General features: G+C 63.5%; 23 protein-coding genes and 1 other RNA gene. 13 read left to right on the top strand and 11 right to left on the bottom strand.

Going from position 1 to position 25,690, the window contains the following annotated elements:
- Nucleotides 1-72 precede the first annotated feature (72 nt).
- Nucleotides 73-171: signal recognition particle sRNA small type (ffs, locus tag BX591_RS07375), an RNA gene on the bottom strand.
- A 462-nt stretch (nt 172-633) separates the two neighbouring features.
- Here ffs and trxA point away from each other — a divergent pair.
- The 8 genes from trxA to BX591_RS07335 all read left to right on the top strand — a co-directional run bounded on the left by trxA (nt 634) and on the right by BX591_RS07335 (nt 9,559).
- Complete coding sequence (trxA, locus tag BX591_RS07370) at nt 634-960, top strand: thioredoxin TrxA (RefSeq protein ID WP_035550463.1); 327 nt, start codon at nt 634-636, stop codon at nt 958-960.
- A 238-nt stretch (nt 961-1,198) separates the two neighbouring features.
- Entirely contained in the window at nt 1,199-2,467 is a 1,269-nt protein-coding gene (rho, locus tag BX591_RS07365; RefSeq protein WP_006048863.1) for a transcription termination factor Rho, read from the top strand.
- Nucleotides 2,468-2,703: 236 nt separating this feature from the next.
- Nucleotides 2,704-3,180, top strand: a complete 477-nt coding sequence (locus BX591_RS07360; protein WP_111930012.1) for a MerR family transcriptional regulator — start codon at nt 2,704-2,706, stop codon at nt 3,178-3,180.
- The gene (locus tag BX591_RS07355; protein WP_111930011.1) at nt 3,177-4,733 is read left to right on the top strand and encodes an MFS transporter; all 1,557 of its coding nucleotides are present in this window, start codon (nt 3,177-3,179) and stop codon (nt 4,731-4,733) included. The genes BX591_RS07360 and BX591_RS07355 overlap by 4 nt, the downstream gene beginning before the upstream one ends.
- A gap of 15 nt (nt 4,734-4,748) precedes the next feature.
- Nucleotides 4,749-5,582 carry a M90 family metallopeptidase gene (locus BX591_RS07350; protein WP_111930010.1) on the top strand — a complete coding sequence of 278 codons (834 nt, stop codon included), beginning with the start codon at nt 4,749-4,751 and terminating at the stop codon, nt 5,580-5,582.
- 288 nt (nt 5,583-5,870) lie between these two features.
- Nucleotides 5,871-6,137 carry a type B 50S ribosomal protein L31 gene (locus BX591_RS07345; RefSeq protein ID WP_111930009.1) on the top strand — a complete coding sequence of 89 codons (267 nt, stop codon included), beginning with the start codon at nt 5,871-5,873 and terminating at the stop codon, nt 6,135-6,137.
- A gap of 282 nt (nt 6,138-6,419) precedes the next feature.
- Complete coding sequence (locus tag BX591_RS07340) at nt 6,420-8,177, top strand: ArnT family glycosyltransferase (RefSeq protein WP_111930008.1); 1,758 nt, start codon at nt 6,420-6,422, stop codon at nt 8,175-8,177.
- 2 nt (nt 8,178-8,179) lie between these two features.
- Nucleotides 8,180-9,559, top strand: coding sequence for an MATE family efflux transporter (locus BX591_RS07335; RefSeq protein WP_111930007.1), 1,380 nt, complete (start codon nt 8,180-8,182; stop codon nt 9,557-9,559).
- Between the two features lie 170 nt (nt 9,560-9,729).
- Here the strand turns inward: BX591_RS07335 and BX591_RS07330 are convergent, their stop codons facing one another.
- Both BX591_RS07330 and BX591_RS07325 read right to left on the bottom strand, forming a co-directional pair.
- Complete coding sequence (locus tag BX591_RS07330) at nt 9,730-10,167, bottom strand: carboxymuconolactone decarboxylase family protein (RefSeq protein ID WP_111930006.1); 438 nt, start codon at nt 10,165-10,167, stop codon at nt 9,730-9,732.
- Entirely contained in the window at nt 10,164-10,613 is a 450-nt protein-coding gene (locus tag BX591_RS07325; RefSeq protein ID WP_111930005.1) for a MerR family transcriptional regulator, read from the bottom strand. Before BX591_RS07325 ends, BX591_RS07330 begins: the two co-directional genes overlap by 4 nt.
- A 341-nt stretch (nt 10,614-10,954) precedes the next feature.
- Between BX591_RS07325 and BX591_RS07320 the strand changes: the two genes are divergently transcribed.
- Together BX591_RS07320 and BX591_RS07315 are read left to right on the top strand one after the other, a co-directional pair.
- Entirely contained in the window at nt 10,955-11,407 is a 453-nt protein-coding gene (locus tag BX591_RS07320; protein ID WP_111930004.1) for a ComEA family DNA-binding protein, read from the top strand.
- Between the two features lie 205 nt (nt 11,408-11,612).
- Nucleotides 11,613-12,041: a YidB family protein gene (locus tag BX591_RS07315; protein WP_111930003.1), complete on the top strand. Its 429-nt coding sequence runs from the start codon at nt 11,613-11,615 to the stop codon at nt 12,039-12,041.
- Nucleotides 12,042-12,182: 141 nt separating this feature from the next.
- Here BX591_RS07315 and clpB read toward each other — a convergent pair whose 3' ends face one another.
- Together clpB and BX591_RS07305 are read right to left on the bottom strand one after the other, a co-directional pair.
- Nucleotides 12,183-14,780: an ATP-dependent chaperone ClpB gene (gene clpB, locus BX591_RS07310; protein WP_111930002.1), complete on the bottom strand. Its 2,598-nt coding sequence runs from the start codon at nt 14,778-14,780 to the stop codon at nt 12,183-12,185.
- Nucleotides 14,781-14,899: 119 nt separating this feature from the next.
- The gene (locus BX591_RS07305) at nt 14,900-15,409 is read right to left on the bottom strand and encodes an Rrf2 family transcriptional regulator (protein WP_111930001.1); all 510 of its coding nucleotides are present in this window, start codon (nt 15,407-15,409) and stop codon (nt 14,900-14,902) included.
- A 397-nt stretch (nt 15,410-15,806) separates the two neighbouring features.
- On the opposite strand from BX591_RS07305, the gene BX591_RS07300 reads away from it, so the two are divergent.
- Nucleotides 15,807-16,349, top strand: a complete 543-nt coding sequence (locus BX591_RS07300) for a group III truncated hemoglobin (RefSeq protein WP_111930000.1) — start codon at nt 15,807-15,809, stop codon at nt 16,347-16,349.
- Between the two features lie 45 nt (nt 16,350-16,394).
- On the opposite strand, the gene BX591_RS07295 is transcribed toward BX591_RS07300, so the two are convergent.
- From BX591_RS07295 to BX591_RS07270, 6 genes are all read right to left on the bottom strand, one after another.
- Nucleotides 16,395-16,871: a molybdenum cofactor biosynthesis protein MoaE gene (locus BX591_RS07295; RefSeq protein ID WP_111929999.1), complete on the bottom strand. Its 477-nt coding sequence runs from the start codon at nt 16,869-16,871 to the stop codon at nt 16,395-16,397.
- Nucleotides 16,872-16,906: 35 nt separating this feature from the next.
- Complete coding sequence (moaD, locus tag BX591_RS07290) at nt 16,907-17,164, bottom strand: molybdopterin converting factor subunit 1 (protein ID WP_111929998.1); 258 nt, start codon at nt 17,162-17,164, stop codon at nt 16,907-16,909.
- Nucleotides 17,165-17,190: 26 nt separating this feature from the next.
- On the bottom strand, nt 17,191-18,474 hold the full coding sequence (locus BX591_RS07285) for a molybdopterin molybdotransferase MoeA (protein WP_111929997.1): 1,284 nt from the start codon (nt 18,472-18,474) through the stop codon (nt 17,191-17,193).
- A 190-nt stretch (nt 18,475-18,664) separates the two neighbouring features.
- Nucleotides 18,665-20,116, bottom strand: a complete 1,452-nt coding sequence (gene thrC / locus BX591_RS07280) for a threonine synthase (protein WP_111929996.1) — start codon at nt 20,114-20,116, stop codon at nt 18,665-18,667.
- Between the two features lie 8 nt (nt 20,117-20,124).
- Nucleotides 20,125-21,456, bottom strand: a complete 1,332-nt coding sequence (locus tag BX591_RS07275) for a homoserine dehydrogenase (protein WP_111929995.1) — start codon at nt 21,454-21,456, stop codon at nt 20,125-20,127.
- A gap of 90 nt (nt 21,457-21,546) precedes the next feature.
- Entirely contained in the window at nt 21,547-22,797 is a 1,251-nt protein-coding gene (locus tag BX591_RS07270) for a pyridoxal phosphate-dependent aminotransferase (RefSeq protein ID WP_111930264.1), read from the bottom strand.
- Between the two features lie 491 nt (nt 22,798-23,288).
- Between BX591_RS07270 and BX591_RS07265 the strand changes: the two genes are divergently transcribed.
- Both BX591_RS07265 and BX591_RS07260 read left to right on the top strand, forming a co-directional pair.
- Nucleotides 23,289-23,663 (top strand): Mth938-like domain-containing protein, encoded by a 375-nt coding sequence (locus tag BX591_RS07265; RefSeq protein WP_111929994.1) that lies wholly within the window; start codon nt 23,289-23,291, stop codon nt 23,661-23,663.
- Between the two features lie 284 nt (nt 23,664-23,947).
- Nucleotides 23,948-25,681, top strand: coding sequence for a glycosyltransferase family 39 protein (locus BX591_RS07260; RefSeq protein WP_111929993.1), 1,734 nt, complete (start codon nt 23,948-23,950; stop codon nt 25,679-25,681).
- Nucleotides 25,682-25,690: the final 9 nt, after the last annotated feature.

The following is a 25,690-nucleotide window of genomic DNA, read 5'->3' as shown; positions in this document are numbered from 1 at the left end:
GCCTGACTCAGGGTAAAACAGGAGATGGGAGGTACTGCGGAGAAAAACGAAGACACAAGCAGAAGAAAGGAAGGTGACGAGCCTAACCCTCGGCACTGGTGGAAAACGGCTGTGGCTGCTTCGTTCCCGACCTGACCAGGTTGACCATCCCTCCATGCGAGGAGGCCCGTCACGAAACATTCTATCACCGCTTGGCCCGCCGCGCGACTGTTAATACGATCAAAGTGACATCGACACGCCGAATCGCAGCTTCGACACGTTATAGACGACGCAGGACAACGCGGTGCGCTGCGCATCTCCGCCGCGTGTCGCGCCCTTGCGTTTGCTCCGCCCGCCACCAGATAGCCTGCATGGCGGGCGGTAAAACGTCGCGGCGATTCATCGGCAGGTGTCGGCCCCCCTGCCCCTGATGAGTACTATCGCCCCCGGCAACGCATAGCGAATTAAGCTAAACTGCCGTACGGATGACCCGCAAACGCGTACCTTCCGCGCATTCCAGCATAAGTCGACGACTTGTCAGGCGTGTGTCGGTGGGGCTCCGGTTGCGGCAAAGCGAACGGAAGTTTCCCTAGATTTTGACGTATCGTGGCGAGCAATTCAGGCGGGCCTCGAACCGATAGAGGTATTCATACAATGAGCGAAAACATCAAGCATATTAGCGACGCATCGTTCGAACAGGACGTCGTGAAATCCGATAAACCCGTGCTGCTCGATTTCTGGGCTGAATGGTGCGGTCCGTGCAAGATGATCGCGCCGATCCTCGACGAAGTCGCGAAGGATTATGCCGATCGCCTGCAAATCGCCAAGATCAACGTCGACGAACATCAATCGACGCCGGTCAAGTTCGGCGTGCGCGGCATCCCCACGCTGATCCTGTTCAAGAACGGCGCAGTCGCCGCGCAAAAAGTCGGTGCACTGTCGAAGTCGCAACTCACCGCGTTCCTCGACGGCAATCTGTAAAGCAGCGCGCATCGGCGCGCAGCGGGCCCCTCGCGGTCCGCTTGTGCGCTGAGTCGAGCATGTTGTCAGTCGGCAACATGCCCAACAAGAAAGATGCCATGCCGTCGCACTGACGGAAATTGGCGTGTGCTATGCTAGAATCCGCAAAACGTCGAAAAGACGTGTAAGTCCTTGAGCGGTTCCGCTCACTCTCCTCCCAGATTTCATTTCGTCGCATCTTCTCCTGCGGGTTCTCCGTATGCATTTATCCGAGCTTAAGACTCTGCACGTGTCCGAATTGATCGAGATGGCCAATGGCCTCGAGATCGAAAGTGCAAACCGCCTGCGCAAGCAGGAACTGATGTTTGCCATTCTAAAAAAACGCGCCAAAACGGGCGACACGATCTTCGGCGACGGCACGCTCGAAGTGCTGCCGGACGGCTTCGGCTTCCTGCGTTCGCCGGAAACCTCGTACCTCGCCAGCACGGACGACATTTACATCAGCCCGTCGCAAATCCGCCGCTTCAACCTGCATACCGGTGACACGATCGAAGGTGAAGTGCGCACGCCGAAAGACGGCGAACGCTATTTCGCGCTGGTGAAGGTGGACAAGGTCAACGGCCAGCCGCCGGAAGCCTCGAAGCACAAGATCATGTTCGAAAACCTGACGCCGCTCCACCCGAACAAGGTGCTGCTGCTCGAACGTGAAATGCGTGGCGAAGAAAACGTCACGGGCCGCATCATCGACATGATCGCGCCGATCGGCAAGGGCCAACGCGGCCTGCTGGTGGCCTCGCCGAAGTCCGGCAAGACCGTGATGCTTCAGCACATCGCGCATGCGATCAAGCAGAACCATCCGGACGTCGTGCTGTTCGTGCTGCTGATCGACGAACGCCCTGAAGAAGTGACCGAAATGCAGCGTTCGGTGGCCGGCGAAGTGATCGCCTCCACGTTCGACGAACCCGCCGCGCGTCACGTGCAAGTCGCCGAAATGGTGATCGAAAAAGCCAAACGCCTCGTCGAAATGAAAAACGACGTGGTGATTCTGCTCGACTCGATCACGCGTCTCGCGCGCGCCTACAACACGGTGGTGCCAGCCTCCGGCAAGGTGCTGACGGGTGGTGTCGACGCCAACGCGCTGCAACGTCCGAAGCGCTTCTTCGGCGCCGCTCGCAATATCGAGGAAGGCGGCTCGCTGACCATCATCGGTACCGCGCTGATCGAAACCGGCAGCCGCATGGACGACGTGATCTACGAAGAGTTCAAGGGCACCGGCAACATGGAAGTGCATCTGGAACGCCGTCTCGCCGAGAAGCGCGTGTATCCGTCGATCAACCTGAACAAGTCCGGCACGCGCCGTGAAGAACTGCTGATCAAGCCCGAAGTGCTGCAAAAGATCTGGGTGCTGCGCAAGTTCATTCACGACATGGACGAAGTCGAGTCGATGGAATTCCTGCTCGACAAAATCCGCCAGACGAAGAGCAACTCCGAATTCTTCGACATGATGCGTCGCGGCGGCGGCAGCTAAGCAAAGCTTCACGCCGACCTCGCTGCACCGGCTTCGCAAGCCGTTACACGCATAGACACACATACACACGCATCAGAAAGCCGCTCGCCGCAAACGAGCGGCTTTTTTTCGTCCGCGCCACATGGCTGTCGATGCGGGGATTCTGTCCGCTGAATGCGAGGCATGCGGCCAACATGTACGCGAACGTACACGTTGAAGTACAATGCGACGGTTACCTGCGATAGCTGCGCCCCCCCATGCCAATCGACTCCCCCACTCTGCTCACCGTGCGCGACGCCGCCGAACGACTCGGCGTCACGCCGCGCACCTTGAAGTACTACGAGGAACGCGGCCTCGTCTCGCCCACGCGTAGCGAAGGGCGCTACCGGCTTTACGACGAGGAAGATCTCAAGCGCTTCGGGCGCATTCTGCGACTGCGCTCGCTCGGTTTTTCCCTGCACAGCGTCACCGAAATGCTCAAGCGGCCGCTGGAACCCGTCGACGGCGGCCTGCGCTATTCGACCGAATCGCTGCAGCAAATTCACGACGCCATCGCGCAACAGGTCGAGGCGCTCGACGCCCGCATCGAATCGATGCGCCGGGAACTCAAGGAAGCGCAAAAGCTGCGCGCCGAACTGAGTCCCGACGTCGACTATCTGAAACGGCGCCTCGCTGGAGAAAACGCGGAGGCGTTGCTAGCGCAACGGCGCGACGCGCGAGCCAAATCGAAATGAGCGTGGCATCTCCCCGCGTGCCGCTATTCAGCGTCGACAAATTGCGCGGCGATTTTTTCCCCTGGGTGCTGGCCGTCGTCACCGGCCTCGATTACTTCGACAACGCGATTTTTTCGTTTTTCACGAGCTATATCGCGGGCGGCATCAACGCCTCGCCCGACGAACTCGTATGGGCCTCGAGCGCGTACGCAGTTGCCGCCGTGCTCGGCATCCTGCAGCAGCAATGGTGGGTCGAGCGCGTCGGCTACCGGCGTTATGTCGCCGGCTGCATGCTGCTCTACGCCGCCGGCGCGGTGGCCGCGGCGCTGTGCGAATCGTCGATCGAACTCGCGTTCGCACGCGGCTTTCAAGGCTACTTTATCGGCCCGATGATGGGCACCTGCCGCATTCTGATCCAGATGAGCTTCACGCCGCAGCAGCGGCCTGCCGCGACCCGCGCGTTTCTCGTGCTGATCGTGTTGAGCAGCGCGCTCGCGCCGCTGATCGGCGGTCAACTCGTGGCGCATTTCGACTGGCGCGCACTCTTTCTATGTACCGCGCCGGTCGGCATGCTGTTGGCCGTGCTGGCCTTGCTCGCGCTGCCCGACGCCGGCAACCGCCTGCCCGAAGAACGCGGCGCGGCGCATTTCTGGCCGTACCTGATCTTCGCGTTCGCACAAGGCGCGTTGCAAATCGTCATGCAGCAGGTGCGCTTCCAGTTGTTCAGCGCGTCGCCCGGTCTGATTCTGCTGACGGTCGCCGGGATCACCGCCCTCGGCTGGTTCGCGTACCAGCAATGGCACCATCCGTCGCCGCTCATGCGGCTGCATGCGTTGCGCGAAAAAGTCTTTCAGGTCGGGCTCGTGCTGTACATGTTCTATTACTACATCTCGACCGTGTTCAGCTATCTGATCTCGCGCTTTCTCGAGAGCGGGCTCGGCTATCCGGTCGACAACACCGGGCGGCTGGTCGGTGTCACGTCGCTGATTTCGGCGAGCGCGCTGTTCGTCTATCTGCGCTATGCCAGGCTACTGCCGCGCAAGAAGTGGATCATCGTGCCGGGTTTCGCGGTCGCCGCGTTCGCGGCGGCGTGGATGACCCGCATGTCGCCCGGCGTCGGCGAAGCGGCGCTGATCGTGCCGTTGCTGTTACGCGGCTTGCTGTTGCTGTTCATCGTGCTGCCGGTCGCCAACCTGACCTTCAGAATTTTCGCCATCGAAGAATTCACGCATGGTTACCGCCTGAAAAATATCGTGCGGCAGCTGACCATCTCGTTCGCGACGGCGTCGGTCATCATCGTCGAACAGCATCGCCAGGCGTTGCATCAAACTCGCCTCGCGGAGTCCGTGAATCCGTACAATCCGTTATTCCAGAACTCGCTTGCCGCCTTGACGCAAAGCTTCGCCGCCGGCGGCCGGCCGCCGTCCGAGGCGCATTCGCTGGCGATCGTGGAAATCAGTCGGGCAGTCGCGACCCAGGCCAGCTTTCTGGCCTCGCTGGACGGCTTCTATTTCCTGGTCGGCATAGCGATATGCGGCGGCATTTTTGCCGCGTGGCAAAAACAGATCGACTAAAGGTTGCCTCAGGTCATGCTCACGAAACTCACCCAATGGCTGGGCACGCGCCGCCGCGACCGCGCGCTGCGCGACTACGCGATCGACGACGCGTTATGGCAAGCCACGCTCCACGGCCTGCCGTTTCTCGCGCATCTCGAGACGCCGGACCTCGCACGGCTGCGCGAACTGACCAGCCTGTTCATCGCGCGCAAGGAATTCTCGACCGCGCACGAGCTCGAACTCACCGACGCGATGACCGTGGCGATTGCCGCCCAGGCCTGCCTGCCGGTGCTGAATCTGAGCCTCGACCTGTATCGCGGCTGGGTCGGCGTGATCGTCTACCCGGGCGAGTTCGTGATCCGCAAGACGGTCGAGGATGAAGACGGCGTGGTCCACGAAGTCGAGCAGGATGCGAGCGGCGAAGCGTGGGAAGGCGGCCCCGTGGTGTTGTCGTGGGAAGACGCGCAGATGACCGACGGCACGGACGCCTACAACGTGGTGATTCACGAATTCGCCCACAAGATCGATATGCTGAACGGCGAGGCGGACGGCCATCCGCCGCTCATGCGCCGCTGGCATGCGCCGCTCGACTCGCAGGCGTGGGCGGACGTGTTCGATCATGCGTACGACCAGTTCTGCGCGAAAGTCGATGCGGTGCCGGAGCGGCGCTGGGCGCGTTTCGAGCGCGAGTCGCTGATCGATCCGTATGCGGCGGATCATCCATCGGAATTTTTTGCCGTTTGCAGCGAGGCGCTGTTCGTGCAGCCGCAGGCGTTCGAGGCGGCCTACCCGGAACTGTACCGGTTGCTGGCGCGTTTTTACCGGCAGGATCCGGCGCGGGTCGGTCTGACGTTTGCCGCGAATTGAGCGGCGCGACGTGGCTGCCGGGTCCACGGCCCACATTTGAAAGAAGCCGGCCGAGGCCGCCAGGCAAGCGTTGCGGACGCCTGGCCGCTTTCAGGGGGCAGACCTTCCGCAAAACGGCTGAAACCGCGCCCGGCGCCAGCAAAAAGCCGCACGGAAGTCGTCAAGCGACTGATTTTCTGGCATAATCGCCGTTTTTCGACCACAGGCAAGTGGCTCGCGCCTAGATGCGGCTCGCATTCAACAGCGTTTCGCACGCGGGTTGGCTACCGCCAGATTAAAGGAAAGACCATGAAAGAAGGCATTCACCCGGATTACCGCGAAGTTCTGTTCATCGACATGTCGATCGACTTCAAATTCGTGACGCGCTCCACCATCATCACGCGTGAGACCGGCGAATTCAACGGCAAGACCTACCCGCTGGCCAAGATCGAAGTGTCGTCGGAATCGCATCCGTTCTACACCGGTCAACAAAAGATCATGGACACGGCAGGCCGCGTCGAGAAGTTCAACAAGAAGTTCGGCTCGCGCGCTACCGGCAAGGCAGCAGCGAAGTAATACCGCATCGTCGCCGGTTCCGGCCGGCAACGAAGCAGAAAAGAGGGCAGCGCGAGCTGCCCTTTTTTGTCGCCGTGCCTGGGGCAAAACCACGCTCCGAGGCGACCTGACGCGCACTGCCTCAGCCTCCCCCAACAACGTTGCGCGCCGTTACCGGCCGTGACGCGCATCCCACGGCACGACTACAATGCCGGATGCTCCAGATTAGCCATTCCAGCCGGCCCACCGGTCCGGTCCCAGGCTGCACCGCTTAAGCAAGCTCATCCAATACCTACACACCGCATGAGACCTGTCGTTCGCCTCACTGCCTCCGCGACGAGTGCGTTGCCGCGCTGGCTGCTGCTGACCATCTGTATCGTCTACGCATCGTTCGGGCTGTTCGGCCGTGATCCGTGGAAGAACGAGGACGCGGCAGGCTTCGGCGTGATGTGGACCATGGCGAACGGCGGCGCCCACGACTGGCTGCTGCCGAACCTGGTCGGCAAATACATTACCGAAGACGGCCCGCTCGGCTACTGGCTCGGCGCCAGCGCGATCCGTGCGCTCGCGCCCTGGGTCGACGCGAGCAACGCCTCGCGCGTTTTCACCGGCCTGCTGTTCTGCGCGGCCTGCGCGTTCGTCTGGTACGCCGCCTACCTGCTCGGCCGGCGCGCCGAGGTCCAACCGTTCAAATATGCGTTCGGCGGCGAGCCGGAACCGCGCGACTACGGCCGCACGCTCGCCGACGGCGCGCTGCTGATTCTGCTCGCCTGCTTCGGGCTGGCCGAACGCGGCCACGAGACCACGCCGCAACTGGCGCAGTTCGTCGGCATCGCGATGATGGTGTACGGCCTCGTGCGCACCATCGACAAACCGATTCAGGGCTCGCTGGTCTGGGGCGTCGCGCTCGGCCTCGTCACGCTGGCGAGCAGCCCGGTGCTGGTCGGCGCGCTGCTGCTCGGCACGCTGGCCATGCCGCTGATCGTGCGCGAGGCGCGCTCGCGCTGGCTGCTGCTGGCCGGCTTGCCGGTCGCGCTCGTGCTGGCGCTGTCGTGGCCGATCGCCGCGCTCAACGCCTATCCCGACGACGCCGTCTGGTATCTGAATCAGTGGGTTCACGTCAGCTTGAGCTCGTTCGCCGGGCCGCCCGGCTCGGTCGCCGCGTACGCGCTGAAAAACCTGCCGCTGTTCACGTGGCCAGCGTGGCCACTCGCCTTATGGGCGTGGTTCAGCTGGTCGGGTCTGCGGCGCGCGCCGCACGTGGCGATTCCGCTGTCGGTGATCGGACCGCTGCTGGTGCTGGTGGTGCTCCAAAGCCATCAGTCGAACCGGCTCTACATGCTGCTCTTGCCGCCGCTCGCGGTGCTGGCCGCCTTTGCGCTGCCCACGCTCAAGCGCGGTGCGATCAACGCGATCGACTGGTTCGCGCTCCTGAGCTTCACGATACTCGGCAGTTTCGTCTGGCTGGTGTACGCGGCCGGGTTGACCGGTTTCCCGCACCCGCTCGCGCGCAACCTCGCGCGTCTCGCGCCGGGTTTCGCGCCGCAGTTCAAGATTCTGTCGTTCGTCTGCGCGGTGGCCGTGACGGTCTGCTGGTTCCTGCTGGTGCGCTGGCGTCTCGCGCGCCATCCGAAGGTGCTGTGGCGCAGCGTCGTGCTCTCGAGCGCCGGCACCACCTTGATGTGGGTGCTGCTGATGACGCTGGCGCTGCCGGTCGTCAACTACAGCCGGACCTATAAAGACGTCGCGCAACAGATCGCGAGCCACCTGCCCGAGGACTACACCTGCATTTCGCCGGTGCGTCTGGGCAATGCGCAGATCGCGACGTTCGCCTATTTCGGCGACATGCACTTCTCGTTCGACCAGGACTGCGACGTGATCCTGCGCCAGGACACCCAGGAGTACGGCGATCCGAGCTCGATGCCCGACTACATCTGGAAGCTCGTGTGGGAAGGCCGCCGCGTGGCCGACCGCGACGAGCGTTTCCGGCTGTACGTGCGGATCGACCGGCCCAAGCCGCCGGTCGTCAAACGCCGTAGCTGGCACAAGAAGCCCGACTGAGCATGCTCGCCGACGTCCGGAAAATCGCCGGGCTCGCCTGGCCCGTGCTGATCGGCCAACTGGCGATCATCGCGTTCGGCGTGATCGACACGGTGATGGTCGGCCGCTATTCGGCCGTCGATCTGGCCGCGCTCGGTCTCGGCTCGTCGATCTATATCTCCGTCTACATCGGCCTGACCGGCATTCTGACCGCGTTGCAACCGATCACCGCGCAACTCTACGGCGCGCGCCGCTACGCCGAGATCGGCGAAGAAGTGCGTCAGGCGCTGTGGCTCGCGCTGGCGCTCACCGTGATCGGCTTCCTGATCCTGTATTTTCCCGGCCCCCTGCTGCAGGTGGCACGCGTGCCCGAGGCGCTGCACGAGCGCACGCTCGCGTATCTGCGGATTCTGGCGTTCGGCCTGCCGGCCGGCCTCACGTTTCGCGTCTATAGCTCGATCACCAATGCGGTCGGCAAGCCGCGGCTCGTGATGATCCTGCAGATCGGCGCGCTGCTGCTCAAGGTGCCGCTCAACACCTGGTTCATCTTCGGCGGGTTCGGCCTGCCGGCGCTCGGCGGGCCGGGTTGCGCGCTCGCCAGCACGATCATCAACTGGGGACTCGCGACGCTCGGCATGGTGCTGCTGACGCGCGTCGACCTGTTCAAGCCGTTCGAGATCTTCGCGCACTTCTGCTGGCCGGTCTGGCGGCGCCAGGCGGCGCAGTTGCGGCTGGGCATTCCGATGGGGCTCTCGTACCTGATCGAAGTCACGTCGTACACGTTCATGGCGCTGTTCATCGCGCGCTTCGGCACAACCACGCTTGCCGGCCATCAGATCGCCGGCAATATCGGCGCGGTGCTGTATATGACGCCGCTGTCGATCGGCATCGCGTCGTCGACACTGGTCGCTCAGGCGCTCGGCGCGCAGCGGCCGGAAGCGGCGCGCACGCTGTCGCGCCACGGCATCATGATGGCGATGGCGATCGCCTGCTGTTACGGCGCGATCATGCTGGTGCTGCGGCCGTATGTGATCGAAGGCTATACGACCAATGCGCAGGTCGCGGCGGCGGCGCTGCCGCTGGTGTTGATCGTCGTGTGCTATCACCTGTTCGACGCGCTGCAGATCACCACCGCCTTCGTACTGCGCGCGTACAAAGTCGCGGTCGTGCCGACCGTGATCTATGCGGTTGCGTTGTGGGGCGTGGGGCTCGGCGGCGGGTACATGCTCGGCTTCAATGTGACCGGTGTCACGCCGGAGTGGCTGACCGGCGCACGCGGTTTCTGGGTCGCGAATACGTTGAGCCTGGCGATCGCCGGGATCGGTTTGCTGATGTACTGGCGGACGGTGAGTAAGCGGTATCTGCGCGAAGGCGTGGCGCGGCCGGTCGATTCGGCGGTTTGATGGGAAACGTGGAGCCGATCGGGTCAGCCGCGGGCTTGAACTCATCCGCCGGCGCGCCATGTGCCGTGGCGACTTGCTCTACCTGACAGTTAGTTGCGTTCGCATCGATAAAAAAGCGGCCGCGCGAGGCAGCCGCTTCTGATCCCCTACCCTGCGGGCACCGACGAATTTCAGCCGGCGTGCGCCGCTTCAGGCGTCGACACTGCCTGCGCCGCCTCAGCCTCCCGATCATGCCGCTCGAAGATCTCGCGCGCCGCGAACAATGCATTTAGCGCCGCCGGAAAGCCCGCGTACAGCGCCATCTGCATAAACACCTCGACGATCTCCTCGCGCGTGCAGCCGACATTCAACGCCGCCTCGACATGCACCTTCAGTTGCGGTTGCGCGCAACCGAGGGTCGCCAGCGACGCGATCGTCGCGATCTCCCGCGCCCGCAGGTCGAGTTGGGGCCGGCTATAAATATCGCCGAAACCGAACTCGATCAGCAGCCGGCCGAACTCCGGCGCGATCGGCGCGAGCGCGGCGATAACCTGTTCGCCGGCCGAGCCGTCGATTTGCTTCAGTTTGTTCCAGCCTCGGGTGTAGCGGTCGTTATGTGCGTGGTTCATGGTGAGTCCTTTTCCGGATGTGAAAGCGCCTGGGATTCGTCGGTGTGTCGTGTCGAACGATCCGCCATGGGTGCTTGCGCGGCCGCTTCGTAATAAGCGATCTTGTCGACGATCGCGTCGAGATTGATCTGCAACTCGGCGATCCGCGTCAAAACCGCATCCCGATGCGCCACCAGCAAATCGCGCCGCGCGCCGATGGTCGGCCGACCGTCGGCGCGCAAAGCCGCAAACGCCTGCATACCGGCGATCGGCATGCCAGTCGCCTTCAGACGCATCACGAAACGCAGCCAGTCGAGATCGGCCGGCGAATACAGGCGATGACCCGCCTGCGTCCGCCCGACCGCCCGGATCAGGCCCGCCTGCTCGTAATAGCGAAGCGTGTGCGCAGACACGCCGAGCGTTTGCGCGACCTGCCCGATGGTGAGTGCTTTGGAGATATTCGACATGACGGAACTCAGGTTAGGACTTCGAGTGCACTCTAAGTCAAGCACGCGATGCTGTCATTTGTCTGTGTTGTTATCTTTTATGACGCGAGGAAATGCCTGGATAAACTCATCAATGCCCGTTCGATAGGCAAAAGTTTTAAATCTCGTCGACACTGATTTACTTGTCACAAATCGATCGGTATAAATCGTCCGCGTTCGCAAATAGGGGCGCGCAATTTGTTCTATGCTTAAGCGCAGCGCACGACTGACAGGTGTGTCGCCCCGAGGCGCGCCGGGTTGTCCCGAGTCATCCTGAGTTGTCTTTTACGGCTAACTTTTTTGCCCTCAATGGAGTGCTCGCCATGCTGAAGAAGCTTTTAATGCTTTGCGTTGCTTTGGCTTTATCGCTGTCGGCCGGGTTTGCCGCCGCCGTGGAAGTGAACTCCGCCGATCAGGCAGCGCTCGAATCGGTCAAGGGTATCGGTCCGGTGCATGCCAAGGCGATCATCGACGAGCGCACCAAGAATGGCCCGTTCAAAAATGCCGATGATCTCGCCGCGCGCGTCAAAGGCATCGGCACGAAGTCCGTCACGAACCTCGAAGCGGCCGGGCTGACCATCAACGGTTCAGCCACCCCGCCGAGTGGGGCCAAGGCGGCAACCAAGCCGGTCGGCAGCGCAAGCACCAAGGCGACGCCGACGGCAACGACAGCGGCCGCAAGCGCGCCAACCGACGCGTCCGGCACCAAGGCTTCGAAAAAGAAGGCAAAGAAGAGCAAGGCAGCATCGGCCGCGGCAGCTTCAGGCGGCGCATAACCCGGGGCGAGGCGCAGGCTGCGAGCGTTCCGTGCGATGCGTGACGTGAAGCGCGAGGTGTGCGATCCGCACATCGCCACTCCGCGCTAACGGCAGCAGCATCGTCCAACCGTCGCCAGGCCTGCTTTACACGGCGCCGCGCAACCGCGCGGCGTTTTCACCCGCCGACTCGTCAATCGCGCGTCGGCATTCAAGAGAGACCGTCATGAGCCTACTCGACACTATCGGTTCCCTGATTGGCAAATCGCCTGAAGGCGGCGGCCAGCAAGCCCTGATTTCAGCCGCCCTCGAATTCGTCAACAATCAGCCCGGCGGGCTGAACGGCCTGATCGACCGTTTCAAGGAAAAGGGCCTCGGCGACGTCGTGACGTCGTGGGTCAGCAATGGCGACAACCAGCCGATCTCGGCCGACGCGCTGCACAGCGTGCTCGGTTCGGACGCCGTCACGAACCTCGCGGCCAAGGCCGGCGTCCAGCCGGATCAGGTCACCGGCCTGCTCTCGCAGATCCTGCCGCATGTCGTCAATGCCGCCACGCCGGAAGGCGAAGTGCCCGCCGAAGGCAAGCTCAATTCAACGACCGTGCTCGGCGCGCTGGGTGGTCTGTCGGCGTTGTTCAACAAGGGCAACGCCTGATCCACGACGCTCGCGCGTCATGGCGCTTATCCGTTGATCGGGTAGCAAAACGGGCAAAAAAAAGCGGCAACGAAGATCACTTCGTTGCCGCTTTTCTATTCATCAAGCCATCGGGTTAGGCCCGACGCGAATGCACTTCGCTTAATGCACGACGCGTTCGAAGACCAGCTTGCCGTCCTCCACTTCGACCGGAATCACGTCTTTCGGACCGAACTTGCCGGCCAGAATCAGCTTGGCGACCGGGTTCTCGATCTCCTGCTGGATCGCACGCTTCAACGGCCGCGCACCGAACAGCGGATCGTAGCCGACCTTGCCGACGTGTTCGAGCGCTTCGTCCGACACCACCAGTTGCATGTCGAGCTTGGCCAGCCGCTCGTGCAGACGCTGCAACTGGATCCGCGCGATCGACTGGATATTCGAGCGATCGAGCGCATGGAACACCACGACGTCGTCGATCCGGTTCAGGAACTCGGGCCGGAAGTGCAGCTTCACCTCTTCCCAGACCGCGTCCTTCACCGCTTCCTGCGGCTCGCCGACCATCGCCTGGATCACCTGCGAACCGAGGTTCGAAGTCATCACGATCACCGTGTTCTTGAAGTCGACGGTGCGGCCCTGACCGTCGGTCATGCGGCCGTCGTCGAGCACCTGCAGCAGCACGTTGAACACATCCGGATGCGCCTTCTCAATTTCGTCCAGCAGGATCACGCTGTACGGCTTGCGACGCACGGCTTCGGTCAGGTACCCGCCCTCTTCGTAACCGACGTAGCCCGGCGGCGCGCCGATCAAACGCGCGACGCTATGCTTCTCCATGAACTCGCTCATGTCGATCCGGATCAGGTGATCTTCGGAATCGAACAGGAACGACGCCAGGGCCTTGCACAGCTCCGTCTTACCCACACCGGTCGGGCCGAGGAACAGGAACGAACCGTATGGCCGGTTCGGATCGGACAGACCGGCGCGCGAGCGGCGGATCGCATCGGCCACCGCGGTGATCGCCTCGTCCTGCCCGACCACGCGGTCGTGCAGTTTTTCTTCGATCTGCAGCAGCTTTTCGCGCTCACCCTGCATCATGCGCGAGACCGGAATGCCGGTGGACCGCGACACGACTTCCGCGATTTCTTCCGCGCCGACCTGCGTGCGCAACAGCCGCGGACGCGTGGGATTACTCTGCTCGTTCGCTTCGGCCTGGGTCACTTCCTTCAACTGCGCCTCGAGCCCCGGCAGCTTGCCGTACTGCAACTCGGCGACCTTTTCCAGCTTGCCTTCGCGCTGCAAGCGGGTGATTTCCGCGCGGGTCTTCTCGATCTCTTCCTTCAACTGCGCGCTGCCCTGCACCGCGGCTTTTTCCGCGGTCCAGATTTCGTCGAGATCCGAGTAGTCGCGGTTCAGCTTTTCGATTTCCTCCTCGATCAACTGCAAACGCTTTTGCGAGGCTTCGTCTTTTTCCTTCTTGACGGCTTCGCGTTCGATCTTCAACTGGATCAGGCGACGATCGAGCCGGTCCATTTCTTCCGGCTTCGAATCGATTTCCATCTTGATCTTCGACGCGGCTTCGTCGATCAGGTCGATCGCCTTGTCCGGCAGGAAACGATCCGTGATGTAGCGATGCGACAGTTCCGCCGCCGCGACGATAGCCGGGTCGGTGATGTCGACGCCATGATGCAGTTCGTACTTTTCCTGCAAGCCGCGCAAGATCGCGATGGTGGCTTCCACCGACGGCTCGTCCACCAATACCTTCTGGAAGCGGCGTTCGAGCGCGGCATCCTTTTCGATGTACTTGCGGTATTCGTCGAGCGTGGTGGCGCCGACGCAATGCAGCTCGCCGCGCGAGAGCGCCGGCTTGAGCATGTTGCCCGCGTCCATCGCGCCTTCGGCCTTGCCCGCGCCGACCATGGTGTGAATTTCGTCGATAAAGACGATGGTCTGCCCTTCGTCTTTTGCGATGTCGTTCAGCACGGCCTTCAGCCGCTCTTCGAACTCGCCGCGATACTTGGCGCCGGCCAGCAACGCCGCCATATCGAGCGACAGCACGCGCTTGCCCTTGAGCGTTTCCGGCACTTCGCCGTTCACAATACGCTGCGCGAGACCTTCGACGATCGCAGTTTTGCCCACGCCCGGTTCGCCGATCAGCACCGGATTGTTCTTGGTGCGGCGTTGCAGGATCTGGATCGAGCGGCGGATTTCGTCGTCGCGGCCAATCACCGGATCGAGCTTGCCGGCGCGTGCTCGCTCGGTCAGGTCGACGGTGTATTTCTTCAGCGCTTCGCGCTGGCTTTCGGCGTCCTGGCTATGCACCTGCGAGCCGCCGCGCACCGCCGCGATCGCGCTTTCGAGCGATTTGCGCGACAGGCCGTGTTGACGCGCGAGACGGCCGGCTTCGCCTTTGTCGTCCGCCACCGCGAGCAGGAACATCTCGCTCGCAATGAAGGTATCGTTGAGCTTCTGCGCTTCCTTGTCCGCCTGGTTCAGCAACCCCGTCAGCTCGCGACCGATCTGCACGTTGCCGTCGGTGCCCTGCACCTGCGGCAGGCGCGTCATCGCGTCGTTGAGCGCCGTTTGCAACGCCTGCACATGCACGCCGGCCCGCGACAGCAGCGAGCGCGCCGAACCATCCTGCTGCGCGACGAGCGCGGACAGGACATGAACCGGTTCGATGTATTGATTGTCATGACCGACCGCGAGACTCTGCGCGTCCGACAGTGCTTCCTGGAATTTAGTGGTGAGTTTGTCGATTCTCATCAAGAGACCTCCAATTTCGATTACCACCAAAATGAGGCGTTTTTCCCAGGTTTCAAGCGCTTTTTTGGCCTTCGCGGCAACTATTTAACATTTGGTGCGAACGAACTGCCTGGCCGTCCTCAGGACACCGGCGCGGGGTCGCCGCCAGCCGGTCCAACCGTCGCAAGCGGCATGATCGGGATGATGCTGCTCAAACCGAGCAGCGCCGCCAGCGGCCCGTGAGGCTGCGCGACCTCACCGATGGTATGCCGGTCGAGCTCGTTAAGGAAAGCATTGCGTGCCGCTTCGAGCGCGTTGCGCAAACGGCATTGTGGCGTAATGACGCATGAACGGCGCTCGCCCTGCTGGTCGGGAAAGCAGCCGACCAGCGCGAAGTCGCTTTCCGTGGCCCGCACGATTTCGCCAACGGTCAGCGCGCTGCTTTTTTCGGCCAGCCGCAAGCCGCCGTTGCGCCCACGCACCGTCTCGACCCAGCCGAGTTCGCCGAGTTGCTGAACCACTTTCATTAAATGGTTCTTGGATATTCCGTAGGCGTCCGAGATGTCCTGAATCGTCGACAATCCCTCGCCACGGACAGCAAGATACAGCAGAACGCGCAGCGAATAATCCGTGTAGTCGGTCAGTCTCATAAGTGCAGGTATCACGATGAGCGCAAGCCGCGATCCGGAGGAAAACCGCGCCGACGCAAGGGTTGCCGGGCACCGCCTGTTCGCCCTAAGATGCGGGCTCAACGCATGTTTTATTGTTTTGCGCTGATGGACGGAGTTTGTCTTTCGGCAGTAATGGTAACGTTTCCCGCGCAGTCCATTCATACGAAAAGGAAGGTTTTCGTGGCTTACTTCCTTGAGTTTGCTTCTCTTTGGGGCCATTCCTGACGGTCTGTGGCGCTGTGTGGAAATGGACGGCGGTGATTGCCGTCATTGGGCATACTTATTGGCTGCGGTCATTGCCACGTTCATTGGCCAATAATTAACCGATAATCGGCCAATTATTGGCAACTCAGCCAGCCGCATTTCCGGAATCCGCATGAACCCGTCTTTCCCCGCCGCACCGGCCGTCGAGCGTGCCGCCGAACCCACCGAGGCAAACGTCCGCGAGCTCGTCTATTCCTTTTACGACCGAGTGCGTGCGGATGCGCTGCTCGGCCCGGTTTTCGATGCAAGCCTGGCGGGCCGCCGGGACGAGCATCTGCCGAAAATGTGTCTGTTCTGGGGCAGTCTCGTGCTCGGCGCGAAACAGTATCGCGGCAACGTGCAGCAAGCCCATCAGCCGCTCGAAGGCGTCGAGCCGCGGCACTTCAGCCGCTGGTTATATCTGTTTCTGGATACGGTCGAGTCGCGCTATGAACCCGCCGCCGCGATCCGTTTCATGGAGCCTGCCCTCCGCATTGCGCAGAGTTTGCAGTTGAGCCGCTTCGGCTGGGACTACAAGATTCCGGCGGAGCAGCAGGCGCTGCTGGAACGCGTCGCGCCAAAGCGTGCGCGGAATGAAGAAGATGGCCATGACGCGGTGCGTCGACCAGGTGAGCCGTTTCCGACGCGGATTATCGGCCGGGGGAGGGATGAGTAAGCTTAGGGGAGGCTGCAGCGCCTGAGACCTCGCCTGCTTCCAAGCCTACTTCGCCGTCCGATTCCCCGATTCGATGCCCCAGCGCGCCAGTGCGGCGTCGTCGGTGACGCGGGCGTCGACCCAGCGCTCCCCGGCCGCCGTCTTTTCCTTCTTCCAGAACGGCGCCTCGCTCTTCAGATAATCCATCACGAATTCACACGCCGCGAAAGCGTCCCCGCGATGCGCCGCGGTCGTCGCCACCAGCACGATCTGATCGAGCGGATAGAGCTTACCGACCCGATGCACGATCAGCACCTCGATGCCCGGCCAGCGCCCGCGTGCACTGACGACGATCGCTTCCAGCGACTTCTCCGTCATACCCGGATAGTGTTCGAGCTCCATCGTCTCGACCGTGCTGCCTTCGTTCAGATCGCGCACGGTGCCGACGAAACACGCCACCGCACCGATCTTCGGATTGCGTGCGCGCAACGCGGCGACCTCGGCGGTGAGGTCGAAGTCTTCGGTCTGGACGCGTACGGGCATCGGGGCTCCTGAGGGTTGGGTGAGGCTGCGAGCGGTCAGCCGCCCGTGACCGGCGGAAAGAACGCGACCTCGCAACCTTCCGTGACGCGCGTCCCGGCGTCCGTCATCACGTGATTGCAGGCCATGCGCAGTGCGCGGCCTTCGGCCAGCGTCTCGGCCCAGGCGCCGCCGCGTACGCGCAGCCACGCGCGCACGTCGCCGACGGTGGCGATGCCGTCCGGCAGGTCGACCGTTTCGTCGGCCAGATCGAGCGCTTCGCGCACGCTCGCAAAATATCGCAGTTGAATCTTCATCGGGATGCCGCCGGCACGTGCCGGCCTCAGTTCAGCAATTCGGAAAAGGGAATGAAGCGCACGGTCTCGCCGGCGCTGATCGCGTGGTTCGGCGGATTGTCGATCAGGCCGTCGCCCCACACTGTCGATGTCAGCACCGCCGAGCTCTGATTCGGAAACAGATCGAGGCCGCCGGCTGGGTTGATCCGCGCGCGCAGGAACTCGTTGCGGCGATCGGCCTTGTTCTGCGTGAAGTCGGCGCGCAACGATAGCGTACGCGGCGCGACCGTCTGCACACCGGCCAGGCTGAGAATGAACGGGCGCACGAACAGCAGGAACGTGGCGAAACTCGAAACGGGGTTGCCCGGCAGGCCGATAAAGAACGTTTCGGATACGGATGCGGTAGCCGGGCCTGAACGAGCCCCCGCAAGTGCCGCGCCTTCAGGCGCCGCACCACGCCGCACCGCGCCAAACGCGAGCGGCTTGCCGGGCTTCATCGCGATCTGCCACATCGACAGACGCCCTTCGGCCTCGACCGCCGGCTTCACGTGATCCTCCTCGCCCACCGATACGCCGCCGCACGTCAGGATCAGGTCATGCGCCACGGCGGCCTCGCGCAGCGTGGCGCGGGTCGCGTCCAGCTTGTCGACGACGATGCCGTAGTCGGTCACGTCGCAGCCGAGTTTGTCCAGCAGACCGCGCAGCGTGAAGCGGTTCGAGTTGTAGATCGCGCCGGGTTTGAGCGGTTCGCCCGGCATGGTCAGCTCGTCGCCGGTAAAGAAAACCGCGACCTTGACGCGCCGCCGCACCGCCAGCGTCGCGCAACCGACCGACGCCGCCAGACCCAACGCTTGCGGCGTGAGCCGCGTACCGGCCGGCAGGATCACCGAACCGCTGCGAATGTCCGCGCCTTGCGCCGTGATCCACTCGCCCGCTTGCGGGCGGTGCAGGATCGTGACGTCGCCGCCGGCGGCTTCGGTTTGCTCCTGCATCACGATGGCGTCCGCACCGGGCGGCACCGTCGCGCCCGTAAAGATTCGCGCGGCGGTGCCGGGCTTGAGCGGCTCGGGCGCGTGGCCAGCCGGAATGCGTTGCGAGACCGGCAAACGCTTGTTACCGGCGGCAGTAAGGTCTGTGATATCCGTGAGGTCCGCCACGCGGATCGCGTAGCCGTCCATGGAACTGGTATGCATCGGCGGGACGTCGAGCGGCGACGTGACGTCGGCCGACAGGACCCGATTCAGCGCTTCCAGCGTGGGAATCGATTCGACGCCGTCGATCGGGCTTGCGGCGCTGAGCAGGGTCGCCAATGCTTCGGCGGTAGCGAGCATCGGAGCGCGGGGCGTGGAGGTGGACATCTCTGGTTTCGAAGCCGCAGGTTAAAGGAATATTGTAGCGGCCGACGCGGACGGCATGGGGAGCCGGGCGTTATGGAGGGCTTTAGGGGTTGGCGGCGCGGTCGATGCGCAGACAGCAACCACGGTGCATGGTCGACCGACCCACGCACCGCGGCACGGCGACTCAACCGCCCGTCTTCGCGACGATGAAGTCCTTCACGCGCTGCGCATCCGCCGGCAGCACTTCGAACCGCTGCGGCAGCGACTCCAGCCCCGCGAACGCGGCCGGCCGCTCCGGTTCGCGCAGCAGCGCTTCTCGGATCGTTTCGCCGAACTTGATGGGCTGCGCCGTCTCCAGCACGATCATCGGAATACCCGGCTGCAGATGCTCGCGCGCCACCTTCAGGCCGTCGGCCGTGTGCGTGTCGATCATCGTGCCGTAACGCTCGAACACGTCGCGGATGGTTGCCACGCGGGTCTCGTGGCTGCTGCGGCCCGACACGAAACCGAACGCCTGCACGCGCGCGAAATCGCCGCTCGCCGCGAGGTCGAAACCGCCCTTCTCCTCGACGTCGCGGAACAGTTGCAGCACGCGCGCCGGATCGCGGCCCAGCAGATCGAACACGAAGCGTTCGAAGTTCGAGGCCTTCGAAATATCCATGCTCGGGCTGCTCGTGTGATACGTCTCGGCGGCCTTACGCACACGATAGATGCCGGTGCGGAAGAACTCGTCGAGCACGTCGTTTTCATTCGTGGCGACCACCAGCTTCTCGATCGGCAGACCCATCATGCGCGCGATATGCCCCGCGCACACATTGCCGAAATTGCCCGACGGCACCGTGAACGACACGCGCTCGTCGTTCGACTTCGTCGCGGCGAAATAGCCCTTGAAGTAGTACACGACCTGCGCGACGACCCGCGCCCAATTGATCGAATTGACCGTGCCGATCTTGTGCTTCGCCTTGAAAGCGTGGTCGTTCGAGACCGCCTTGACGATGTCCTGCGCGTCGTCGAACACGCCCTCCACCGCGATGTTGAAAATGTTCGGGTCCTGCAGGCTGTACATCTGCGCCGTCTGGAACGCGCTCATTTTCTTGTGCGGCGACAGCATGAACACGCTGATGCCCTGCTTGCCGCGCATGGCGTATTCGGCGGCGCTGCCGGTGTCGCCCGAGGTCGCGCCGAGAATGTTGAGCGTCTCGCCATGCTTGGCCAGCGCGTACTCGAACAGGTTGCCGATCAACTGCATCGCCATGTCCTTGAACGCGAGTGTCGGCCCGTTCGACAACTCGAGCAGCGCGAGCGGCGCGCCGTTTTCGACGCCGAGCGTCTTGAGCGGCGTAATCTGCGCGGCGCTTTCGTCGTCGCGCACATTGCAATAGGTCGCGGCCGTGTAGGTCTTGCGGGTCAGCGCGCGCAGGTCCTCGGCGGGAATGTCGTCGCTGAATTTCGACAGGATCTCGAACGCGAGGTCCGCGTACGGCAGCGTGCGCCAGCGCGCCAGTTCGTCGGCGGTGACGCGCGGATAGTCGGCCGGCAGATACAGGCCGCCGTCTTTCGCGAGACCGCCCAGCAGGATCTGGGAGAAGGTGTGGCGCTCGCCGGCTCCGGCGCCGCGCGTGGAAAGATAGTTCATAGTTCGGCCTAGTTCAGCGCTTCCATGCGCAGCTTCGTGACTTGCGAGACAACGGTGCTCAATGCTTCGATCGTTCCGATCGCGGCGTTGACGTGCTTTTCGACCGTTTCGTGCGTGATCAGGATGATGTCGGTTTCGCCCTTGCCGTTCGCGTCGACCTGCTCCGATTCCTTTTGCAGCAATGCGTCGATCGAGATGCCCGTGTCCGCCAGAATGCGCGTGATGTCGGCCAGCACGCCGGTCACGTCCGCCACCCGCAGACGCAGGTAGTAACCGCTCGTCACTTCGTCGATCGGCAGGATCGGGGTGCTCGACAGGCTGTCCGGCTGGAACGCCAGATGCGGCACGCGGTGCTCCGGGTCGGCCGTATGCAGACGCGTCACGTCGACCAGATCGGCGACGACGGCCGACGCCGTCGGCTCCGCGCCCGCGCCCTTGCCGTAGTACAGCGTGGTGCCGACGGCGTCGCCGTGCACCACGACCGCGTTCATGGCGCCTTCCACGTTGGCCAGCAGACGCTTCTCCGGGATCAGCGTGGGGTGCACGCGCAATTCGATGCCCTTGTCCGTGCGGCGCGCGATACCGAGCAGCTTGATGCGATAGCCGAGTTCCTCGGCGTATTTGATGTCGATCGCCGCGAGCTTGCTGATGCCTTCCACGTAAGCGCGGTCGAACTGCACCGGCACGCCGAACGCGATCGCGCTCATGATCGTCGCCTTGTGCGCGGCGTCCACGCCTTCGATGTCGAAGGTCGGGTCGGCTTCGGCATAACCCAGCTCCTGGGCGGCCTTCAGCGCGGTCGCGAAGTCGAGCCCGCGGTCGCGCATTTCCGACAGAATGTAATTCGTGGTGCCGTTGATGATGCCCGCGATGTACTGGATGCGATTGGCCGTGAGCCCTTCGCGCAGCGCCTTGATGATCGGAATGCCGCCCGCCACCGCCGCCTCGAACGACACCATCACGCCGTTGGCGCGCGCCGCTTCGAAGATTTCCGTGCCGTGCACCGCGAGCAGCGCCTTGTTGGCGGTGACCACGTGCTTGCGGTTGTTGATCGCGCGCAGCACCAGATCGCGCGCCACACCCGTGCCGCCGATCATTTCGGCCACGATATCGATCGACGGATCGTCGACCACCGCGTTGAAGTCATCGGTCAGCGCCACCGTGCCGGCTTCCGTGCCGAGCGCCGCTGTCGCTTTGGCGGGATTGCGCACGGCAATGCGCGCGATCTCGATGCCGCGGCCCGCGCGGCGTTTGATTTCTTCCTGATTGCGGCGCAGTACCGTGAAGGTGCCGCTGCCTACCGTGCCGAAGCCCAGCAGTCCAACTTTGATCGGTTCCATGCAGCGTGTGTTTTCGATTAGAGGTTGAAAAATAAACGGGTGGCGCGCGATGCGGCGCGGCCTTGGCCGCGCCCGGCTCCACATTGTGCGCTAGGCGGCGTGACGCTTGCGGTAACCGTCGAGGAAGCGCGCGATCCGGTTGATCGAATCCGCGAGATCGTCCAGGTTCGGCAGGAACACGACGCGGAAGTGATCCGGCGTCTTCCAGTTAAAACCGGTGCCCTGCACGAGCAGCACGCGCTCTTCCAGCAGAAGATCGAGGATGAACTGCTGGTCGTCCTGGATCGGGTAAATCTTCGGGTCGAGGCGCGGGAACATGTAGAGGGCCGCTTCGGGCTTCACGCAGCTCACGCCGGGGATCGCCGTCAGCATGTCATACGCGAGTTCGCGCTGTTTGTACAGGCGACCGCCCGGCAGGATCAGGTCGTTGATGCTCTGGTAGCCGCCCAGCGCGGTCTGTATCGCGTACTGGCCGGGCACGTTCGGGCACAGGCGCATGGAGGCCAGAATGCCGAGCCCTTCGAAATAGTCTTTCGCGTGGCGGCGGTTCTCGCCGGCGGTGAGGCCCGAGATGAACATCCAGCCGGCGCGGTAGCCGCAGGCGCGGTAGCTCTTCGAGAGGCTGTTGAAGGTGACCGTCAGCACGTCTTCGGACAGCGACGCGAGCGCCGTGTGCTGCTTGCCGTCGTAGACGATCTTGTCGTAGACCTCGTCGGCGAAGATCACGAGGCCGTGCTGGCGGGCGATCTCGATCAGGCCGAGCAGCAGTTCGTCCGAATACAGCGCGCCGGTCGGATTGTTCGGGTTGATCACGACGAGCGCGCGCGTATTCGGCGTGATTTTCGCGCGGATGTCGTCGAGGTCGGGCATCCAGCGGTTCGACTCGTCGCAGATGTAATGCACCGGCGTGCCGCCCGACAGGCTCACGCCGGCGGTCCACAGCGGGTAGTCGGGCGCCGGCAGCAGGACTTCGTCGCCGTCGTTGAGCAGGCCTTGCAGCGCCATCACGATCAGCTCGGAGGCGCCGTTACCGATGTAGATGTCATCCAGCTCGACGCCATGCACGCCCTTTTGCTGCGTGTAATGCATGATCGCCTTGCGCGCGGCGAACACGCCCTTCGAATCGGAGTAGCCCGACGAACCCGGCAGGTTCAGGATCATGTCCTGAATGATCTCGTCCGGTGCGTCGAAACCGAACGGCGCGAGGTTGCCGATGTTCAGCTTGATGATGCGGTGGCCCTCTTCCTCGAGCCGTTTCGCATGTTCGAGGACAGGCCCGCGAATGTCATAGCAGACATTCAACAACTTGTTGGATTTGAGTATCGGTTTCACGGCGGGCACGGGATCCTGGTTGTTGGCTTGGGCGAACCGGCGCGGGGCGCGCAACGCCGGGCGGTTCGCCGATACGGGGAATTCGGTCAAGATTCGGTCGCAGTCCGCCCGCGCATCGGCCGGCGACGGCCGCCAGACGCGGATTGCACCGCCCGACCGGCCGTGGGTCGAAATACAGCCGAAAGGCGTGCGAAAGCGGAAAAACCGGTGCAGGTAGCCGGTGGGTCGCGCCCCGTATCGTCAACGCGGCTTGTGGCGGCGGATCGGCGAGGGGCGCCGCAAGGCGGCTAAAAAGTTATAATTTAGCGGATTTTGGCCGACTTCCGCAATGCACCAACCGCAACGGCAAGCCTTTTCGGCCCTTCGAGCGTTGCGGGCCGCGCTGCGGAATGGACCGGCCCTCTCGTGTTTCACGACTCGCGTCGCCCCGCCCCGCCTGCGTCCCACGCGGCCGGGTCACCGCCTCGCAAGATGTCCCACGACGACTTCGGAATACGAATTTGAAATTACATCAGGATGCCAGCGGCGCCCTCAACACCGTCACCGGTTACGGCGCCGACTACGTCGAAATCAATCTGGTGCGTCATTCGGGCAGCATTCTCGTGCTGCCCAACGCGCCGGTCATCCCTTGGCCCGTCTCCTCGTTCGACCAGTTGAGCGCCGAGCATTTCGCCATGCTGGTGGACGCCGAACCCGAAGTAGTGGTGTTCGGCAGCGGCGAACGGCTGCGTTTTCCGCACCCGCGTCTGACCGCCGCGCTGACCGCGAAGCGCATCGGCGTCGAAACCATGGACTTCAAGGCCGCCTGCCGCACGTACAACATTCTGATGGCCGAGGGCCGCAAGGTCGCGGTCGCGCTGCTGATCGAAGGCTAGCAGGGCCGTGCGCGCCGGGTGGCGTCCGCCTGATGTCCGGCTGGCGCCCTCATGGGGCGGCGTGGCGTCGATCCGGCTCGCGTGCGCGCCGTTGAGCGAGCCGGCGGATGTTTCCCTACCCGCCATCCGGCAAGTTCGCGCCGCCAGCCAGACCGCGCACCTGGCCGCGCCCGGGCCGATAACGTACACTGCGCGCCATCGGAGCCGGGCGCCGTTTCCCGACATTTCCAGACAACACCGCTTCGCCGCCCCGCGCGGCGTCGCCAAACAGGTTAAATAAACCCATGAACGATATGCCGTCGAGGCTACCGCTCAACCGCACGACGATCCTGCTGCTCCTGCTGGCTCTGGCCGCGATCTGGTTCGTGCCACTCGGCTGGCGCCATCTGCTGCCGAGCGACGAAGGCCGCTACGCCGAAATGGCGCGCGAGATGTTCGTCACCGGCGACTGGATCACGCCGCGCTACAACGGCTACAAGTACTTCGAGAAACCGCCGCTGCAGACCTGGGCGAACGCACTGACGTTCGCGTGGTTCGGCATCGGCGAATGGCAGGCGCGGCTTTATACGGCGCTGACGGGCTTTGCCGGCGTGCTGCTGATCGGCTTCACGGGCGCGCGCGTGTTCAACGCGGCGACCGGCGTGTTCGCCGCGATCGTGCTGGCCACGTCGCCGTACTGGAACCTGATGGGTCACTTCAACACGCTCGACATGGGCCTGTCGTTCTGGATGGAGCTGACGCTGTGCGCGCTGCTGCTCGCGCAGCGCCCCAACCTGCCGACCGCGAACGTGCGCGCGTGGATGTGGGTGTGCTGGGGCGCAATGGCGCTCGCGGTGCTCTCCAAGGGCCTCGTCGGCCTGATCCTGCCGGGCGCGGTGCTGGTGCTCTACACGCTGATCGCACGCGACTGGGCGGTGTGGAAGCGTCTGCATCTGATCGGCGGTCTGATCGTGTTCTTCGCGATCGTGACGCCGTGGTTCGTGCTGGTGCAGCAACGCAACCCCGAATTCCTGAACTTCTTCTTCATCGTCCAGCAGTTCAAGCGCTATCTGACGCCCGAGCAGAACCGGCCGGGACCGTTCTACTACTTCGTGCCGGTGCTGCTGGTGGGCTTCCTGCCGTGGCTGTCGGTGACCGTGCAGAGCCTGCGCCACGCGCTGCGTCTGCCGCGCCAGCCGAACGGCTTCGCGCCGGTCACGATGATGCTGGTCTGGACCGGCTTCATCTTCCTGTTCTTCAGCGCGTCGCACTCCAAGCTGCTGTCGTACACGCTGCCTATCGCCCCGCCCATTGCGCTCGTGATCGGCATGTACCTGCCGCTCGCCACGCGCGACCAGTTGCGCCGTCATCTGGCCGGCTACGCGCTGTTTCTCGTCGTGGCCGCGTTCGCCGCGCTATTCATGACGCGCTTCGGCAGCGCGCGCAATCCCACCGAGCTGTACGCCGAATATCGTAGCTGGGTGCTGGCGGCGCTCGGCGTGGCGTTCGTGCTGACGCTGACGGCGTTGTGGCTGAACCGCCGCAACCGGGCCGGCGGCCTCGGCGCGCTCGCCACGTTCGGCGCGGCGTGGCTGCTGCTCGGCACGATCGCCGGCACCGGTCACGAAGTGTTCGGCCGGCTGAGTTCCGGTGCGCCGCTCGCGCCCGCCATCAAGGCCGAAATCGCCAAACTGCCGCCGGACACGCCGTTCTATTCGGTCGGCGTGCTCGACCACACGCTGCCGTTCTACGTCGACCATACGATGATCATGGTCGCGCACCCCGACGAACTGGCGTTCGGCATTTCCGTCGAACCGCAGAAGTGGCTGCCGAGCGTCGACGCCTGGGTCGAGCGCTGGAAGGCCGACCGCTACGCACTCGCACTGATCCCGCCGTCCACTTACGACCAGTTGCTCAAAACCGGCTTGCCGATGCAGGTGATCGCCCAGGACTCGCGCCGGGTCGTGGTCGCGAAGCCGCTCGCGCCCACGGGCACGGGCACAACGCCGGCGCCGGCGCTGGAAAAACCGCAACCGTGACCCCATCTC

This window comes from Paraburkholderia bryophila, from assembly GCF_003269035.1.
GTDB classification, from domain to species: Bacteria; Pseudomonadota; Gammaproteobacteria; order Burkholderiales; family Burkholderiaceae; genus Paraburkholderia; species Paraburkholderia bryophila.
The sequence above is the reverse complement of the archived record's forward strand: the minus strand, read 5'-3'. Positions and strand labels throughout refer to the sequence as shown.

Excerpts from the sequence above, each read along its gene's own strand:
- BX591_RS07350 (WP_111930010.1), top strand. The coding sequence starts at position 4,749 with ATGCTCACGAAACTCACCCAATGGCTGGGCACGCGCCGCCGCGACCGC.
- BX591_RS07295 (WP_111929999.1), bottom strand. The coding sequence starts at position 16,871 with ATGCCCGTACGCGTCCAGACCGAAGACTTCGACCTCACCGCCGAGGTC.
- moaD (WP_111929998.1), bottom strand. The coding sequence starts at position 17,164 with ATGAAGATTCAACTGCGATATTTTGCGAGCGTGCGCGAAGCGCTCGAT.
- BX591_RS07330 (WP_111930006.1), bottom strand. The coding sequence starts at position 10,167 with ATGAACCACGCACATAACGACCGCTACACCCGAGGCTGGAACAAACTG.
- BX591_RS07260 (WP_111929993.1), top strand. The coding sequence starts at position 23,948 with ATGAACGATATGCCGTCGAGGCTACCGCTCAACCGCACGACGATCCTG.
- BX591_RS07320 (WP_111930004.1), top strand. The coding sequence starts at position 10,955 with ATGCTGAAGAAGCTTTTAATGCTTTGCGTTGCTTTGGCTTTATCGCTG.
- BX591_RS07345 (WP_111930009.1), top strand. The coding sequence starts at position 5,871 with ATGAAAGAAGGCATTCACCCGGATTACCGCGAAGTTCTGTTCATCGAC.
- BX591_RS07285 (WP_111929997.1), bottom strand. The coding sequence starts at position 18,474 with ATGCTCGCTACCGCCGAAGCATTGGCGACCCTGCTCAGCGCCGCAAGC.
- BX591_RS07315 (WP_111930003.1), top strand. The coding sequence starts at position 11,613 with ATGAGCCTACTCGACACTATCGGTTCCCTGATTGGCAAATCGCCTGAA.
- clpB (WP_111930002.1), bottom strand. The coding sequence starts at position 14,780 with ATGAGAATCGACAAACTCACCACTAAATTCCAGGAAGCACTGTCGGAC.
- BX591_RS07300 (WP_111930000.1), top strand. The coding sequence starts at position 15,807 with ATGAACCCGTCTTTCCCCGCCGCACCGGCCGTCGAGCGTGCCGCCGAA.
- trxA (WP_035550463.1), top strand. The coding sequence starts at position 634 with ATGAGCGAAAACATCAAGCATATTAGCGACGCATCGTTCGAACAGGAC.
- rho (WP_006048863.1), top strand. The coding sequence starts at position 1,199 with ATGCATTTATCCGAGCTTAAGACTCTGCACGTGTCCGAATTGATCGAG.
- thrC (WP_111929996.1), bottom strand. The coding sequence starts at position 20,116 with ATGAACTATCTTTCCACGCGCGGCGCCGGAGCCGGCGAGCGCCACACC.
- BX591_RS07275 (WP_111929995.1), bottom strand. The coding sequence starts at position 21,456 with ATGGAACCGATCAAAGTTGGACTGCTGGGCTTCGGCACGGTAGGCAGC.
- BX591_RS07305 (WP_111930001.1), bottom strand. The coding sequence starts at position 15,409 with ATGAGACTGACCGACTACACGGATTATTCGCTGCGCGTTCTGCTGTAT.
- BX591_RS07360 (WP_111930012.1), top strand. The coding sequence starts at position 2,704 with ATGCCAATCGACTCCCCCACTCTGCTCACCGTGCGCGACGCCGCCGAA.
- BX591_RS07355 (WP_111930011.1), top strand. The coding sequence starts at position 3,177 with ATGAGCGTGGCATCTCCCCGCGTGCCGCTATTCAGCGTCGACAAATTG.
- BX591_RS07325 (WP_111930005.1), bottom strand. The coding sequence starts at position 10,613 with ATGTCGAATATCTCCAAAGCACTCACCATCGGGCAGGTCGCGCAAACG.
- BX591_RS07335 (WP_111930007.1), top strand. The coding sequence starts at position 8,180 with ATGCTCGCCGACGTCCGGAAAATCGCCGGGCTCGCCTGGCCCGTGCTG.
- BX591_RS07340 (WP_111930008.1), top strand. The coding sequence starts at position 6,420 with ATGAGACCTGTCGTTCGCCTCACTGCCTCCGCGACGAGTGCGTTGCCG.